The following is a 15,290-nucleotide window of genomic DNA, read 5'->3' as shown; positions in this document are numbered from 1 at the left end:
CGGAGTCAGGACAGGCAAGGCCATCAGTGTAGCGGGAGCAGCCCCCATCCGGCGGCTGCGGCCTGGCGATGATGCACAAGAAGGGCAGCATCGGCCCGGATACCTTCGGCAAGAACCGCCTCACCGCCGCGATCGGCAAGGACGATGCCGCGCTGGCAGCCAACTCACCCGACAGACTGGCCGACCAGATCGACGCACCCGTATTGCTGATCCACTGCGATGCCGACGAGCGTGTGCCATTCACCCGGGCCAGGACCATGCGTGTCGCCCTGGACACTGCGCATAAGCCTTGCGAATTGAGCAATCCGGCGAAGGCCAAGGCTTCTACAACGAAGCCAGCAATGTGGAACGCATGAACCACATGCAGGACTTCCCGGCCAAGTACATCAGCTAAGGGCGCCACGCCGCTCTGACCTCTCATTCCTGGAGCAGGCCTCTCATGGCGAATCCGCAAGGGTTCGTTTTTTTTTGCGAGAAATGCGTTATGAAATTGTTGACCGTCGTACTTTATTGCTATAGCTTCATAATTTCTTGCGACGTCAGCATCGCCTGAAAGGCGCCTCCGGAATCAGGCGTTCACTGGTTGCAAGAAAGTTTGGATGACCTCCGCGTGCTTCATAGGCCTTTGTTTTTCAAGCAAATGGCCGCTTCGTCAGCTTTTTTTGCACAACCATTTGGGGAGATTGAAGATGGTCAACAACCACATTCGACGTGGGCCTACCTACCGCCGAACCGCCCTCGCCCTGGCTTTGGGCATGGGTTTCAGCGGCTTGGCCTTCGGCCAAGCCACTACGGGCAGCATCTTTGGCCAGACGCCGGCAGGCAGTGCCGACACGGTCGTCATCCAGAACGCAACGGGCTTCACCCGCGAAGCCACTGTCGACGCATCTGGTCGTTACAACGCGAACTCGCTGCCGCTGGGCACGTACACCGTCACCCTGAAGCACGCCGGCCAGACCATCGATTCGCGCTCGGACGTGACTCTGCGCGTTGGCGCGGGTACGGAAGTTTCCTTCGTAGCGACCGAGACGAACGCCCGCAACCTGTCCTCCGTGACCGTCACGGCCAATTCCTTGCCGTCCATTGACGTCACCAGCGTCGATTCGCGCACCGTGATCACCTCTCAGCAGTTGGCCACGCTGCCGCTGGCGCGCAATGCTGAAGCGATCGCCCTGCTGGCTCCTGGCGTCGTCCAGGGCAGCTCCTACTTCGCCGGCCCCATGGGCGGCTCGCTGGTTTCCTTCGGCGGCTCCTCGGTCACCGAGAACGCCTACTACATCAACGGTTTCAACACCACCGACCCGCTTAGCGGCTTCGGCGGCATCTCGCTGCCGTACGGCTCGATCGACCAGCAGGAAATCCTCAGCGGCGGCTACGGCGCGGCCTACGGTCGTTCCGACGGCGGCGTGATCAGCCAGGTCGGCAAGCGCGGCACCAACGACTGGCACTTCGGTGGCCTGGTCGAGTGGACGCCGACCGGCCTCCAGAGCGATCCGAAGAACTACTACTACGTCAAGAAGGACGGCTCGCAAGGCGACATGCGGCAGTACCGCAACGACAACAAGAGCTGGACCACCACGGTCGATGCCTACGTCGGCGGCCCGCTGATCAAGGACAAGCTGTTCCTGTTCACCTCCGTCGAGGCGCAGCGCAGGCAGGGCCAGTCCGTGGGTGCGAATGCCGCGCCCTACGACACCCACTACCGCTACGACAATCCGAAGTGGTACGCCAAGCTGGACTGGAACATCAACGACAGCAACATCCTGGAAGTGACGGGTGCCTCCACCAAGTCGTCCTACCAGGGCACGATGAACGAGTTCGACTACGACACGTTGCAGGAAGGTGGCTTTAACAGCTACGACACCCACACCAAGAATGCCGCGCAGCTGTTCTCGAGCAAGTTCACCAGCTACATCACCGACGATCTCACCGTGTCGGCCATGTACGGCAAGATGAAGAGCACGTACTACAGCGACACGCCCGGGTACGACCCCACCTACCCGTACATCTACAACCCGACCTACGAAAACCCGGACATCACGGACGGTCGTGTCATCACCAACAACCAGACCGTCAGCACGATCAACCTGCCGGGTCATCGTTCCGTCAGCACCAACCTGCGCCTCGACCTCAGCTACCACATCGGCGATCACACGCTCACCGCGGGTATCGACAACATGGACATGAAGAACATCGAAGGCGGCACGATGTTCCCCTCGGCAGGCGTTGGTTACGGCTGGGAATACAACGAGCCGGTGACCAATTCCGATGGTGATCCGGATCCCGACCTGTACATCCTGGGCGGCCCCGGCTCGGCGCTGCCGGGCGCGGACTGGCGCAACTCGCCTTGGGTGGCCCCCACCGCCGGTTACGCAGGCGGTGAAACCGGCTACTACGTGGCCAGGTACGAGTATCACGACAACGCTTCGGTGCGCGTGGCGCAGCGTGCGCAGTACATCCAGGACGATTGGCAGGTCAACGACCGCTTGCTGCTGAAGCTCGGTCTGCGCAACGACCAGTTCACCAACTACAACGCTGCCGGCCAGCCCTTCCTGCGCCTCACCAAGCCGCAGTGGGCGCCGCGCCTGGGCTTCAGCTGGGATGTCAATGGCGATGCCAGCTTCAAGGTCTACGGTAACGCGGGACGTTACTATCTGGCCCTGCCGACCAGCGTGGCGCTGCGTTCTGCGGGTAGCTCGCTGTACACCCGTACCTACTACACCTACACCGGCATCGACGCGAACGGCATCCCGACCGGCCTGAGTCCGATCGACACCAGCCGCGGCCCGGACATGCCGCTGTCCGCCAACGGCGAATACGGCCAGCCGCGCGATCCCATGGTGGCCGCGACCAAGGACCTGAAGTCGGAATATCAGGACGAGTACATCCTCGGTTTCGACAAGAAGCTGGGCGACTCGTGGATGTACGGCGCCAAGGCCACCTATCGCAACCTGCGCAACGCGATCGACGACATCGGCGACAAGAACTCGATCATCAACAAGATGAACAAGATGGGTATCGACCCGACGACCTATGACGCCAGCGTCATGCCGGGCAGCTACCTGATGAACCCGGGCAAGAACGCGACCTACTACGTCGCCAAACTGGGGGGTGGCTACTACCAGGTCCCGATGGACTGGAAAAAGGACTTCGGCTTCAACACCACCATGAAGCGCCACTACTACGGCCTGAACATGTATCTGGAGCATCCGTTCGACGGCAAGTGGTTCGCCCGCTTCGACTACCTGTTCTCGCGCAACTACGGCAACAGCGAAGGCCAGGTGCGCACTGACATCGGCCAGGAAGACGTGTCGGCCACGGTGGACTGGGACTACGCCCAGGTCATGGACTACGCCAACGGCTACCTGGCGAACAACCACAAGCACCAGTTCAAGGCCTATGGCTCGTACCAGATCGCGCCGGAATGGCTGGTCTCGGCCAATGCCTCGATCCTGTCCGGCTCGCCGCAGACCTGCCTGGGTTACTACCCGGGCGCCCAGCCCAACCCGGGCCTGGGTTACGGCCCGTACTACCACTTCTGCAACGGCAAGCCGTGGCCCCCGGGCACCAGCAACAACCCGTGGACCTATCGCCTGGATCTCAGCGCCGAGTATCGCCCGGAGTGGGCTGGCAAGAAGCTGGCTTTCAACGTGATGGTCTACAACGTGTTCAATTCGCAGAAGACCACGCAGACCTACGCGATCTCGGCCTCCAGCAGCTATCTGCGTCCGATCAGTTCGCAGGACCCGCGCTACGTGCGGTTCGGCATCACCTATGACTATTGATGCCACGGGGAATCGACACGGGTAGTACCCGTGTCATCTCCAAGAAACCGCCGGGCTTCCCGGCGGTTTTTTTATGGCCGCGCAGAAACAAGGCCGCGCATTCACGCGGCATGACCCGCAATATCCGGGGAGTTGCCGGTGCCCGGTGATCGCTACAGCAAGACCGGCCGGTCCGGCAACTCGTCCTGCCGTGACGCGCCATCGGCAGGGAAGTGACGTTCGAGCAACGTATGCACTGCTTCGATGCCGCGCAGGCTGCCTTCGTGCCATTGGCCACGCGCGTAGGCTTCACGCATGTGGGCGCAGACGGCCGCCCACTCTTCGGGCACTACATGGCGGGCAATGCCGCGATCGGCGACGACTTCGATGCGGTGCTCCGCCAGCAGCACGTAAATCAGCACGCCGTTGTTGTGCTCGGTATCCCAGATGCCGAGCTGGCCGAACAACTGGCGGGCACGTGTCGGCGCGTCCAGCCCCGCCAGTACGGCCAGCGGCGACAGGCGGGATTCCACGGCGAGGCGTACCTCGCCGCGATGCGTGCGTTCACCCTCGGCCACCGCTGCGGCGATCTCGTTCAGCAAGCCGGCGGGAAAGCGCCGGTGCAGCTGGAACCAGCCTTCGCCCAGGTTCATCAGCAAGCGTTGCAGACGGTCCATCTCACCAGCTCCCCGAGGCGCCGCCGCCATTGAAGCTGCCGCCGCCGCCACTGAATCCACCGCCGCCACCGCCGAAACCGCCGCCTCCACCAAAACCGCCACCACCCCAACCGCCGAAACCACCCCAGCCACCACCGCCGATCGAGCGACCTGCGCCACCGGGTAGCAGCATCAGTAGTCCACCCACGATGCCGCCGAAAATGCCCATCCCCACGGAGGCCATCAGCCAGAACAGGCCCCCGATGATCAACCCGCCCACCGGCGCGCGCACGAAGGCATGTGAACGCCCCAGCATGCCGCGCAGGAAGATCCACGCGAAGAATCCGACGCCGAGCAGGCTGTTGAGATCCAGGCCACGCCGCTCATGCGGTGCGCCCTGCACGGGCGGCGGCAAGGGCTCGCCGTCGATCAGCTGGGTCAGCGCGCCGACCGCGTCCTGGATGCCGCCGTAGTAGTCGCCGGTGCGGAACTTCGGCGTGATGTATTCGCGGAGGATGCGGGCCACGGCTGCGTCGGGAATCGCCCCTTCCAGCCCCGCGCCCACCTCGATGCGCACGGCGCGGTCGTCCTTCGCGACCAGCAGCAGCACACCGTCGTCGGTGCCCTTGCGGCCGACCTTGTTCGCCATCGCCACGTCGATGGAATAGCTGTCGATGTCTAGTGGCTTGGTGCTGCCCACCATCAGCACCACCAGTTGCGCGCCCTTGGCCTCCTCCAGCGCCACCAGTTGCGCGTCAAGCTGGTCCACCTGCTGCGCGCTCAGCGTACCGGTGAGATCGGTGACGTGCCGCGCGAGCTTCGGCACCGCGGCATCGGCGTGCAGCAGGGGCGGCAGCAGCAACGCTGCCGCCAGCAGCCATGCCCACAGCACCCGCGGGTGGCGCAGCGTCATCTCAATGTGCCGAGGCGGCGGCCGCCGGAGCGGGGTTGCCGAAATCGACCTTCGGCGCGGTGGAGATCGCCTGCTCGTTCTGCACGCTGAAGTTCGGCTTCACGGTGTAGCCGAACATCTTGGCGGTGAGGTTGTTCGGGAAGGTGCGGATCAGCCCGTTGTACTGCTGCACCGCCTGCACGTAGCGCTGGCGCGCCACGGTGATACGGTTCTCGGTACCTTCCAGCTGCGCCTGCAGGTTCTGGAACAGGCCGTCGGCCTTGAGGTTGGGATAGTTCTCGCTCACCGCCATCAGGCGCGACAGCGCGTTGCCGAGCTGGCCCTGCGCGGCCTGGAACTTCGCCAGCGCCTGCGGATCGTTCGCCAGCTCCGGCGTCACCTGGATGCTGCCCACCTTGGCACGCGCGTCGGCCACCTCGGTGAACACCTTCTCCTCGTGCTGGGCATAGCCCTTGACCGTGGCGACCAGGTTCGGCACCAGGTCGGCGCGGCGCTGGTACTGGTTGAGCACCTCCGACCATGCGGCCTTGACCGCCTCGTCCTGCCGCTGCATGGCGTTGTAGCCACAGCCGGTGAGGCCGACGGCCACCAGCAACAGCACGAGATTGCGCAGAAGTTTCATGGCATGGGCTCCATTCCGGTTAGGCAACCATTGCAGCATCCCCGGGCAGGCTGTGCAATCAGCCGCTGGGCCTGTTCAGCGCAGGCCCAGCACCAGCACCCAGCTCAGCACCATCAGCACCAGCAGCAGGAACACCGCGGCCGAGCCCATGTCCTTGGCGCGACCGGCCAGTTCGTGGAATTCGGGGCTGACCTTGTCCACCACCGCCTCGACCGCGGAGTTGAGCAGCTCGGCCGACAGCACCAGAAAGGCGGGCCCCACCAGGGCGAGTTTCTCCAGCGCGCCCTGCCCCAGCCAGAGGCCCAGCGGGATCAGCACCACTGCCAGCATCGCCTCCAGCCGGAACGAAGCCTCGTGCCGCCAGCCCGCGCGCAGGCCTAGCATCGACCAGCGGAAGGCGTTCCAGAGTTGGCGCGGGTTGCCGCGGAATCCGTGGCCTGGCATGGGGAGCGGGTCTCCGGCGAATGGCGCCCCGCGACGCGGAGCCAAACCGCAATGATGCCACAGGGTTACCGTGCGCTCCCGTAGCATCGCTCCGGATATTGCGCTGCAGCGAAGCCGGCATGACGGATGGGTTACCCTTCGTCGGTTGTGGTGCCGTTCAGCGCCGCAACTCGCCGGCCGCGCTTGCGCGGCCGTTGTACTCCTCAGCACGGAATCGTTGCATGGCAATCCAGAATCCACCCGTTTCGCAAACACGGTCGTTCAGTACCGTCTTCCTGATCGAGATGTGGGAGCGCTTCGGCTTCTACGGCATGCAGGTGCTGATGGTCACCTACATGATGAAGAAGCTGGGCTTCGTCGACACCAAGGCGAACCTGATCTGGGGCGCGGCCGCCGCGCTGATCTACGTGACGCCGGCGATCGGCGGCTGGGTGGGCGACAAGCTGATCGGCACCCGCCGCACCATGCGCATGGGTGCGATCGTGCTGATGCTGGGTTACGCGCTGTTGTGGATTCCCACGGACAACGCTTCGTTCCTGTACATCGCGCTGGGCGTGATCATCGTCGGCAACGGCATGTTCAAGCCGAACGCCGGCAACCTCGTGCGCAAGATCTACGAAGGCGACGACACCAAGATCGACAGCGCGTTCACCATCTACTACATGGCGGTGAACATCGGCTCGACCATCTCGATGCTGCTCACGCCGTGGATCCGCGATTACGTGGGCAGCCACGTCAGCGACGACTGGGGCTGGCACACCGCCTTTGGCGCCTGCGCGGTCGGCCTGCTGCTGGGCCTGGTCAACTACGCGCTGATGAGCCGCACGCTGAAGCACATCGGCTCGCCGGCCGACAATGCGCCGGTCGACCTGAAGAAGCTGGCCGGCGTGCTCGGCAGCGGCCTGGCGCTGGTGTTCGTCTCGGCCTTCATCCTGCACAGCGAGATGGTGGCGCGCATCTGCGTGTATGCCGCGGGTGTCGTCGTGCTCGGCATCTTCGTCCACCTGATCCGCTCCAGCCACCGGGACGAACGCGCCGGCCTGATCGCGGCGCTGGTGCTGACGGTGCAGACCATCTTCTTCTTCATCTTCTACCAGCAGATGTCCACCTCGCTGAACCTGTTCGCGCAGAAGAACGTGAACCTGGATTTCAGCCTGTTCGGCTGGCACATCCTCACCTGGATTCCCGAGCAGTTCCAGTCGCTCAACGCGATCTGGATCGTGCTGCTGAGCCCGGTGCTGGTGTTCATCTACAACGGGCTCGGCCGCGTCGGCAAGGACATCTCCGTCGCCGCCAAGTTCGCCTGGGGCTTCGCGGCAGTGGCCGCCGGCTTCTTCATCTACGGCGTCGGCGCCCGCTGGGCGGTGAACGGCCAGGTTTCCTCGTGGATCATGGTCTGGGGCTACGGCCTGTACTCGCTGGGCGAGCTGCTGGTGTCCGGCCTGGGCCTGGCGATGATCGCCCGCTACGTGCCGGAACGCATGGGCGGCTTCATGATGGGCGCCTACTTCGTGGCTTCGGGCATTTCGCAATACCTGGGCAGCGTGGTGGCCAACTACGCACACATTCCCGAAGGCCTCACCAACCCGGTGCAGTCGCTGGACATCTATACCAACCTGTTCAACAAGCTCGGCTTGGTCGGCGTGGGTTGCACCGCGATCGCGCTGGCCGTGTTGCCGCTGATGAAGAAGCTGTCGGCCAGCCACGCCGACGTGGCGGCGAACCGCGAGCCGCTGCCCGCCGTGCGCAGCGAGGAGTTCGACACGCCTTGACCCCACGGCCCCGCCGCCTGCGGCGGGGCCGTGGCAGGGCCGGACCGCATGTCGCATCGCCCGATCAAGAACCGCATCGGCCCGTTCGCGCTGGCGCGCGCGCTGGCCTGGCTGCGCCTGTGCGCGATCGGCGGACAGAGCGTGGCCGTGCTGGTCTGCGCGTTCTGGCTGCACCTGGCGATACCGCTGCTGCCGCTGCTGGCCTGCATCGGCCTGCTCGCGGTGTTCTCGGTGCTGGCGGCCTGGCGGCTGGGCCGCCCGTGGCCGGTGAGCGAAGGGGAAACCATCGCCCATATCGGCATCGACACCCTGGTGCTGGGCGTGCTGCTGTACTTCACCGGCGGCGCCAGCAATCCCTTCGTCACCCTGCTGCTGGTGCCGATCGCACTCACCGCCGCCGCGCTGTCGATCCGCGCCATCCTGGTGGTGGCCGCCATCGCCGGCACCGCCTACCTGCTGCTGATGTGCTGGTACGTGCCGCTGCCGGTGCTGGACGGCATGCGCGACCATGGCTACTCGCTGCACGTGATCGGCATGGGCGTGAACTTCGTCATCACCGCACTGCTGCTGGGTTTCTTCATCAACCGGCTGGCGCGGGCGCTGCGCGTGCAGCAGCTGGCGATGCAACGCGTGCACGAGCGCGCGCTGCGCGACGAGGGCATCCTCGCCATCGCCACCCAGGCCGCGGGCGCCGCGCACGAGCTCAACACACCGTTGTCCACCATGCGCACCCTGCTGCCCGAGCTGCGCCGCGAACACGCCGGCGATACCGAGCTGGCCGAGGATCTCTCCCTGCTCGAGGGCCAGGTGGATCGCTGCCGCGACATCTTGCGCGAGATGGTGGCATTCGGCCAGGCCCAGCTCTCGCAGGAGCCCGAACGGCTGGACGTGGCGCAGTTCCTGCACAGCTGCACCGAGCGTTTCCAGCTGCTGCGCCCCGAGGCCGAGCTGGAGTTGCAACTGGACGAGGACATCGCGCGGCTGGCGCTGTATGTGCCGCCTGGCCTGCGCCACGCACTGCTCAACCTGCTCAACAACGCCGCCGATGCCTCCGCCCTGCGCGACTCGCGCGAAGTGCTGCTGCAGGTGGAGCGCGAAGGCGACTGGCTGCAATTCCTGGTGATCGACCGCGGCCCTGGCTTCGCCAGTACCGAGGGCAACGCGCGGCTGGGCCACTCGCAGAAGCAGACCGGCCTGGGCATCGGCCTCACCCTGGCCGTGGCCACCGCCGAGCGCCTCAGCGGCGAACTGGTGGCGCGCAACACCGACGACGGCGCCGTGGTCTGCCTGCGCCTGCCGCTGGCGGTGATCTCGCGGCGCTGAGCACCGCCGGTGCGGCACGCCGTGCGTGCAAGTCCCGCCGCATGCGGCAAGAATGTACGCAGCCGCCCCATCGGATACCCCTCAATGAACGAGCAGCCCTACCCCACCACCGCGCGCCCCCTGCTGCTGGTGGACGATGACGCCACCTTCGTGCGCGTGCTGACCCGCGCGCTGACCTCGCGCGGCTTCGAGGTGATCTCGGCCACCAACCTCGGCGACGCGCGCATGCTGGCGCGCCGCCATCAGCCGCGCTATTGCGTGCTCGACCTCAAGCTGGGCGAGGAGAACGGCCTGCGGCTGATCCCCGAGCTGCACACCCTGGTGCCGGACATGCGCGTGCTGCTGCTCACCGGCTACGCCTCGATCGCCACCGCAGTGGAAGCGATCAAGCGCGGCGCGCACGACTACCTCGCCAAGCCGGTGGACGCCGATGCGGTGGTACGCGCCCTGCTCGACGGCGACAACGGCGCGGAAGGCGAGGACGAGGATCTGCCCGACGCTCCCGAGGCGCCGCTGGCGCTGCGCCGGCTGGAGTGGGAGCACATCCAGCGCGTGCTCACCGAGTGCAACGGCAACATTTCCGAGACCGCGCGCCGGCTTGGCATGCACCGGCGCACCCTGCAGCGCAAGCTGGGCAAGCATCCCGTGCGCGAGCGGCCCGACAGCGAGAGCTGACCCGCGGCATCTGCGACAACGCGCCGTCTGGCGCCGTCGCGAAAGGCGGCTAAGCTTGCAACCCTGGACCATGGTCAAGAGTTGTCGCTTGGACATCCGTTTCCCCATCGCACTGCTGCTGGCCGCCACCGGCGGCGCGGCACTTGCCGATGACCCGCCGCAAACCACTTCGCTGGCGCCGGTGCACGTGCACGCCAGCGACACCGCCGTGCTGAACACGCCCAGCGTGACGGTGCGCATCGACCGCAAGCGCCTGCAGCAGCAGAACCTGGTCGACAGTGCCGACGCGCTGCGCTATGCGCCCAACCTGCAGGTGCGCCAGCGCTACATCGGCGACCCCAACGCCACCATCAGCGGCCGCAACAGCGGCACGCTGCAGAATGCGCGCAGCCTGCTCTACGTCGACGGCCTGCTGCTCTCCAACCTGATGAGCAACAGCTGGGACGGCGCGCCGCGCTGGGGCATGGTGGCGCCCGCACAGATCGGCGCGGTGGACGTGCTGTACGGCCCCTACTCGGCGCTCTACCCCGGCAACTCGATGGGCACCACGGTACTGATCCACACCCGCCTGCCGGATCGGCTGGTCGCCAGCGCCGACGCCCAGTATTTCAGCCAGGGCTATGGCGACCACTACGGCGCCGGCGGCGATTACGACGGCCATCGCCTAGCCGCCCAGCTCGGCGACAAACAGGGCCGCTGGCGCTGGTTGCTCTCGCTCAACCAGCTCGACAACCACGGCCAGCCGATGCAGTACGCCACCGCCAGTGCCGGCGGCAACGCGGCCGCGGCCGTACCGGTGAACGACGCCACGCTGGACCGCAACCCCAACGGCACGCCGCGGCTGGTCTACGGTGCCAACACCATCGAACACACCCGGCAGACCCAGGCCAACCTGCAAGTGGGCGTGGACATCACCCCCGCGGTCAACGCCCTGTTCACGCTGGGCTGGTGGCACAACCGGGCCTTCGACGCCACCCGCAGCCTGATCCGCGATGCCGCCGGGCAGCCGGTGTACGGCGGCACCATCCTGGCGAACGGCCAGGTCTGGACCCTGCCCGCCAGCGGCCTCGCCCCCAGCGCCTTCGACCAGACCCACGTGCTCTACGGCGCCGAACTCGCCGGCCACCTCGACAACGGCTGGCACTGGGACGCCGTGGCCAGCCGCTACGACTACCAGCACAACCTCGAGCACGATGCGGCCGGCTCGTCCGCCACCAGTGCATGGAGCGGCCCCGGCACGGTGAACGACATGGGCGGCTCCGGCTGGAGCACGCTCGACCTGCGCAGTTCCGGCCCGCTGGGCGACGAGAACATGCTGTACGCCGGCGCCCATCTCGACCGCTACCGGCTCGATTCGCGCGTGCATGCGGCCAGCGACTGGCTGGGCCCCGCCGACGGTCCGCTGGTCAGCGCCTACGCCGGCCGCACGCAGACCAGTGCGTTCTACCTGCAGGACGTGTGGAGCTTCGCCGAAGCCTGGGCGTTGACCACGGGTGCACGCTGGGAACAATGGCGCGCCTGGGACGGACTGCTGGCGACCGCCCGCACCGCGCTGGACTATCCCTCGCGCCGCCGCAGCGACTTCTCGCCCAAGGCCGCGCTGAACTGGGACCTCGCGAACGACTGGCAACTGCGCCTTTCCTGGGGCAAGGCGGTGCGCTATCCCACCGTCGAGGAATTGTTCCAGGGCTCGGTCTCCGGCAACGCGATCGTCAACAACAACCCCAACCTGCAACCGGAGCGCGACTGGTCCACCGACCTCAGCCTGATCCGCATGCTGCCGCACGGGCACTGGCGCGTGTCGCTGTACCAGGATCGCGTAGCCGATACGCTGTACTCGCAGACCGACATCACCCTGCCGGTGCCGGTGACCAACGTGCAGAACATCGACCAGGTGCGCACGCGTGGCGTCGAGGGCGAGCTGGTGCTGACCGACATTGGCGGCGCCCCCGTGGACCTCACCGCCAGCGCCGCCTGGAACCAGGCGATCACCCTGCGCGACCTGCAGTTTCCCACGGCGGACGGCAAGGATTTCCCGCGCATCCCGCGCCTGCGCGCCAGCCTGTTCGCCGACTGGCGCTTCGTGCCGGGCTGGGACGCCTCGCTGGGCCTGCGCCATTCCGGCCGCCAGTACGGCACGCTGGACGACAGCGACTTCGTGAACACCTACGGTGCAGTGAGCAGCTTCACCGTGGCCGACGCCAAACTGCGCTGGCGTTTCGCGCCGCAATGGACCGCGTCGCTGGGCGTGGACAATCTCACCAACGAGCACTACTGGGTCTACCATCCCTATGCCGGCCGCACCTGGTTCGGCGAGCTGCACTGGGAACTCTGATCCGGCGCCACCAAACACCTCATGCGCACGCTTATCCTTCTCCTGCTCTGCCTGCTGTCGTCCGCCGCCTTCGCCCACGACATGTCCGGCATGAAGATGCCCCGTGAACCCGAACTGGGCGCCAGCGCCGCCTTCGATGCCCACGGCCGGCTGTGGGTGGTGGACGCGGCGGAAGGCCACGTGCGGCTGCGCCATTCCGACGATCTCGGCAAGACGCTCAGCCCGCCGGTGGACGTCAACGCGATGGCCGAACCGATCTACGACGAGGGCGAGAACCGGCCGAAGATCGCGCTCGGCCCCAAGGGCGAGATCTACGTGAGCTGGTCGCAGCCGCGGGCGAAACCCTGGACCGGTTTCGTGCGCTTCGCCCGTTCGCTGGACGATGGCGCGCACTTCTCCACACCGATCACCGTGCACCACGACCGTGCCGAGATCACCCACCGTTTCGACGCGCTGGCGGTGGACGGCCGGGGCCGCGTGGTGATCGCCTGGATCGACAAGCGCGACATGGAAGCGGCGCAGGCACGGGGCAAGCCCTACCTCGGCGCCGCGGTGTACTACAGCTGGTCGGACGACGAAGGCAGGAGCTTCGTACCCGAGCGCAAGGTGATGGACAACTCCTGCGAATGCTGCCGCATCGCGCTCGCCCGCACGCCGCAGGGTGAAGTGGCTGCATTCTTCCGCGGTGTCTACGGCGACAATATCCGCGACCACGCTTTCGCCTTGCTGCCCACCAACGGCCGGCCGCCCCGTGCCGAGCGTGCCACCTTCGACGACTGGCAGATCGCCGCCTGCCCGCACCACGGCCCCGGACTCGCGATCGGCGCCGACGGCGTGCGCCATGCCGTGTGGTACGAGGCGAAGCACGGCCCCGCGGTCTGGTACGGCCAGCTCGATCCCGGCCATCGGCCACGGCACGTGCTGAAGCTCGGCGGCCCCGGCGCCAGCCACGCCGACGTGGCCGTGCACGGCAAGACGGTGTGGCTCACCTGGAACCAGGTGAACGCACGGGGCTATGCGCTGATGCTGCGTCGCTCCGCCGATGGCGGCCTGCATTTCGACGAGCCCCGCGCCATCGCCACGTCTGCAATCGCGACGGGCTCGCCGCAGCTGCTGCTCCGGCGGGGCCGTGCCTTCGTGGCCTGGAACACCGCCGGCGGTTTCCGCCTGGTCCCCGCCGAGGCCCCGTGATGCGTCGCGCGATGCTCGCCGTCCTGCTCGCGCTGGTATTGCCGGTCCTCGCCCATGCCGGCGCGCTCACGCCGCTGTCCGCGGGCGAAGTGCCCGCCTTGCTCAAGCCGCCTGCCCGCGGCGTGCGCATCCTTGCCGTGTGGGCGCTCGACTGCGCCTACTGCGAGGCGAACATGCAGGCGCTGGCAAAGCTGCAGCGCGCGCACCCGCGCGAGATCGAACTGGTCACGGTGGCCACCGACAGCATCGCCCAAGGCACACAAATCACCGCACGCCTCAAGGCCATGCAAATGGACGGCTATCCGGCCCGCGCCTATACCGAAGCCTCGCCCGAGCGGCTGGACTTCCTGATCGATCCGGACTGGGGTGGCGAGACGCCGCGCACCGAGATCATCCACGCCGGCGGCCGACGGCAAGGTATCAGCGGCGAGCTCACGGAAGCGCAGCTTCACAAGCTTTTGTAGGAGCGCGACCTGCGCGCGAAAACCCTCGCGGGTTTCCACCAAAAGCGATTCGCGCACAGGATGCGTTCCTACGGCTGGTCGGCGGATTCGTCCGTGCTTTCGGCTGGCGCGGGTGCGGGCGGCGCCGAGCTGCCGTCGTCCTCGTCGCCGTAGATCGCCACGTGCGGCACGCCGCTGGCGTCGATCCAGCCGCGGTACATGCCATCGGTGTTGAACGGGATCGCGATGTTGCCGTGCGCGTCCAGCGCGATCGCACCGCCGTTGCCGCCCAGCGCGGGAATCTCCTGGTTGATCACCACCGCCGCGGCGCGCTTGATCGGCACGCGCATCTGGCTCACCTGCATGCAGATCGCGTGCGCCGCCACGGTGCGGATGTAGTACTCGCCCCAGCCGGTGCCGGACACCGCGCAGTCGCTGTTCGCATAGGTGCCCGCGCCGATGATCGGCGAGTCGCCGATGCGGCCCCAGCGCTTGTCGGTCATGCCGCCGGTGGACGTGCCGGCGGCAAGATGGCCCTGCGAATCCAGCGCCACCGCGCCCACGGTGCCGAAGTGCTTCGCGGTCTCCTCGTCCTCGTGCGACTTGCCGGCGCCGTCCTCCTTGAGTGCCTTCTGCAGCTGCTGCCAGCGCTCCTCGGTGCGGAAGTAGGAAGGGTCGACCAGCGGCATGCCGATGCTCTGCGCGAACGCTTCGGCGCCCTGCCCTGAGAGCATCACGTAGGGCGTCTTCTCCATCACCGCGCGCGCCAGCAGGATCGGATTCCTGATCCGCTCGACGCCGGCCACCGCACCGGCGCGACGACTGTCGCCGTCCATGATCGCCGCATCCAGTTCGTTCCTGCCGTCATGGGTGAACACCGCGCCCTTGCCGGCATTGAAGTTCGGGTCGTCCTCCAGCACCACGATCGCCGCGCTCACCGCATCCACCGCGCTCTTGCTGGCCTTCAGTTCGGCGTAGCCGCTCTGCAGCGCCTGCGTCATCGCCGCGCGTATTGCCTTCTCCTTCGCTGGGGTGAGGTCGCGCTTGATGACCCCGGCGCCACCGTGGATCACCAGCACGGGCGGCACGGCGGCGTGGCTCATCGCAGCGACTCCGAGGGCGGCAAGGACAGGCAACAGGCGACGCGGCTTC

13 protein-coding genes are annotated in these 15,290 nt (G+C 66.7%); 8 read left to right on the top strand and 5 right to left on the bottom strand.

Translation table 11 applies throughout. From position 1 onward, the window contains the following. Positions 1–68 precede the first annotated feature (68 nt). Positions 69–356, top strand: a complete 288-nt coding sequence (locus ABQJ54_RS18550) for an alpha/beta hydrolase family protein (protein ID WP_367855817.1) — start codon at positions 69–71, stop codon at positions 354–356. Between the two features lie 333 nt (positions 357–689). Then, positions 690–3,785, top strand: coding sequence for a TonB-dependent receptor (locus ABQJ54_RS18545; protein WP_437343374.1), 3,096 nt, complete (start codon positions 690–692; stop codon positions 3,783–3,785). Between the two features lie 152 nt (positions 3,786–3,937). Here ABQJ54_RS18545 and ABQJ54_RS18540 read toward each other — a convergent pair whose 3' ends face one another. From ABQJ54_RS18540 to ABQJ54_RS18525, 4 genes are all read right to left on the bottom strand, one after another. Further along, entirely contained in the window at positions 3,938–4,441 is a 504-nt protein-coding gene (locus tag ABQJ54_RS18540) for a TPM domain-containing protein (protein WP_367855815.1), read from the bottom strand. A 1-nt stretch (position 4,442) separates the two neighbouring features. Further along, positions 4,443–5,333, bottom strand: coding sequence for a TPM domain-containing protein (locus ABQJ54_RS18535; RefSeq protein ID WP_367855814.1), 891 nt, complete (start codon positions 5,331–5,333; stop codon positions 4,443–4,445). 1 nt (position 5,334) lies between these two features. Then, the gene (locus ABQJ54_RS18530; RefSeq protein WP_367855813.1) at positions 5,335–5,955 is read right to left on the bottom strand and encodes a LemA family protein; all 621 of its coding nucleotides are present in this window, start codon (positions 5,953–5,955) and stop codon (positions 5,335–5,337) included. Between the two features lie 75 nt (positions 5,956–6,030). Further along, a complete protein-coding gene (locus ABQJ54_RS18525; RefSeq protein ID WP_367855812.1) occupies positions 6,031–6,399 on the bottom strand; it encodes a diacylglycerol kinase in 369 nt (122 codons plus the stop codon). A 221-nt stretch (positions 6,400–6,620) separates the two neighbouring features. On the opposite strand from ABQJ54_RS18525, the gene ABQJ54_RS18520 reads away from it, so the two are divergent. The 6 genes from ABQJ54_RS18520 (at position 6,621) to ABQJ54_RS18495 (ending at position 14,159) form a co-directional block, all read left to right on the top strand. Then, complete coding sequence (locus ABQJ54_RS18520; protein ID WP_367855811.1) at positions 6,621–8,171, top strand: peptide MFS transporter; 1,551 nt, start codon at positions 6,621–6,623, stop codon at positions 8,169–8,171. A 48-nt stretch (positions 8,172–8,219) separates the two neighbouring features. Continuing rightward, complete coding sequence (locus tag ABQJ54_RS18515; protein WP_367855810.1) at positions 8,220–9,494, top strand: ATP-binding protein; 1,275 nt, start codon at positions 8,220–8,222, stop codon at positions 9,492–9,494. Between the two features lie 84 nt (positions 9,495–9,578). Beyond that, positions 9,579–10,169, top strand: coding sequence for a response regulator transcription factor (locus tag ABQJ54_RS18510; protein WP_367855809.1), 591 nt, complete (start codon positions 9,579–9,581; stop codon positions 10,167–10,169). A gap of 88 nt (positions 10,170–10,257) precedes the next feature. Then, positions 10,258–12,504, top strand: a complete 2,247-nt coding sequence (locus ABQJ54_RS18505) for a TonB-dependent receptor (protein ID WP_367855808.1) — start codon at positions 10,258–10,260, stop codon at positions 12,502–12,504. A 21-nt stretch (positions 12,505–12,525) separates the two neighbouring features. Next, a complete protein-coding gene (locus tag ABQJ54_RS18500) occupies positions 12,526–13,695 on the top strand; it encodes a sialidase family protein (RefSeq protein ID WP_367855807.1) in 1,170 nt (389 codons plus the stop codon). Continuing rightward, entirely contained in the window at positions 13,695–14,159 is a 465-nt protein-coding gene (locus ABQJ54_RS18495) for a thioredoxin domain-containing protein (RefSeq protein ID WP_367855806.1), read from the top strand. The genes ABQJ54_RS18500 and ABQJ54_RS18495 overlap by 1 nt, the downstream gene beginning before the upstream one ends. A gap of 68 nt (positions 14,160–14,227) precedes the next feature. On the opposite strand, the gene ABQJ54_RS18490 is transcribed toward ABQJ54_RS18495, so the two are convergent. Further along, positions 14,228–15,241 carry an isoaspartyl peptidase/L-asparaginase family protein gene (locus tag ABQJ54_RS18490; protein WP_367855805.1) on the bottom strand — a complete coding sequence of 338 codons (1,014 nt, stop codon included), beginning with the start codon at positions 15,239–15,241 and terminating at the stop codon, positions 14,228–14,230. Between the last annotated feature and the right edge of the window lie 49 nt (positions 15,242–15,290).

It is taken from the genome of Rhodanobacter lycopersici (genome assembly GCF_040812335.1).
In the GTDB taxonomy this organism is placed as follows: Bacteria; Pseudomonadota; Gammaproteobacteria; order Xanthomonadales; family Rhodanobacteraceae; genus Rhodanobacter_A; species Rhodanobacter_A lycopersici.
The sequence above is the reverse complement of the archived record's forward strand: the minus strand, read 5'-3'. Positions and strand labels throughout refer to the sequence as shown.

Bases quoted from the DNA above. Each gene is read 5' to 3' on its own strand.
- ABQJ54_RS18550 (WP_367855817.1), top strand. From the start codon at position 69: ATGATGCACAAGAAGGGCAGCATCGGCCCGGATACCTTCGGCAAGAAC.
- ABQJ54_RS18545 (WP_437343374.1), top strand. From the start codon at position 690: ATGGTCAACAACCACATTCGACGTGGGCCTACCTACCGCCGAACCGCC.
- ABQJ54_RS18540 (WP_367855815.1), bottom strand. From the start codon at position 4,441: ATGGACCGTCTGCAACGCTTGCTGATGAACCTGGGCGAAGGCTGGTTC.
- ABQJ54_RS18535 (WP_367855814.1), bottom strand. From the start codon at position 5,333: ATGACGCTGCGCCACCCGCGGGTGCTGTGGGCATGGCTGCTGGCGGCA.
- ABQJ54_RS18530 (WP_367855813.1), bottom strand. From the start codon at position 5,955: ATGAAACTTCTGCGCAATCTCGTGCTGTTGCTGGTGGCCGTCGGCCTC.
- ABQJ54_RS18525 (WP_367855812.1), bottom strand. From the start codon at position 6,399: ATGCCAGGCCACGGATTCCGCGGCAACCCGCGCCAACTCTGGAACGCC.
- ABQJ54_RS18520 (WP_367855811.1), top strand. From the start codon at position 6,621: ATGGCAATCCAGAATCCACCCGTTTCGCAAACACGGTCGTTCAGTACC.
- ABQJ54_RS18515 (WP_367855810.1), top strand. From the start codon at position 8,220: ATGTCGCATCGCCCGATCAAGAACCGCATCGGCCCGTTCGCGCTGGCG.
- ABQJ54_RS18510 (WP_367855809.1), top strand. From the start codon at position 9,579: ATGAACGAGCAGCCCTACCCCACCACCGCGCGCCCCCTGCTGCTGGTG.
- ABQJ54_RS18500 (WP_367855807.1), top strand. From the start codon at position 12,526: ATGCGCACGCTTATCCTTCTCCTGCTCTGCCTGCTGTCGTCCGCCGCC.
- ABQJ54_RS18495 (WP_367855806.1), top strand. From the start codon at position 13,695: ATGCGTCGCGCGATGCTCGCCGTCCTGCTCGCGCTGGTATTGCCGGTC.
- ABQJ54_RS18490 (WP_367855805.1), bottom strand. From the start codon at position 15,241: ATGAGCCACGCCGCCGTGCCGCCCGTGCTGGTGATCCACGGTGGCGCC.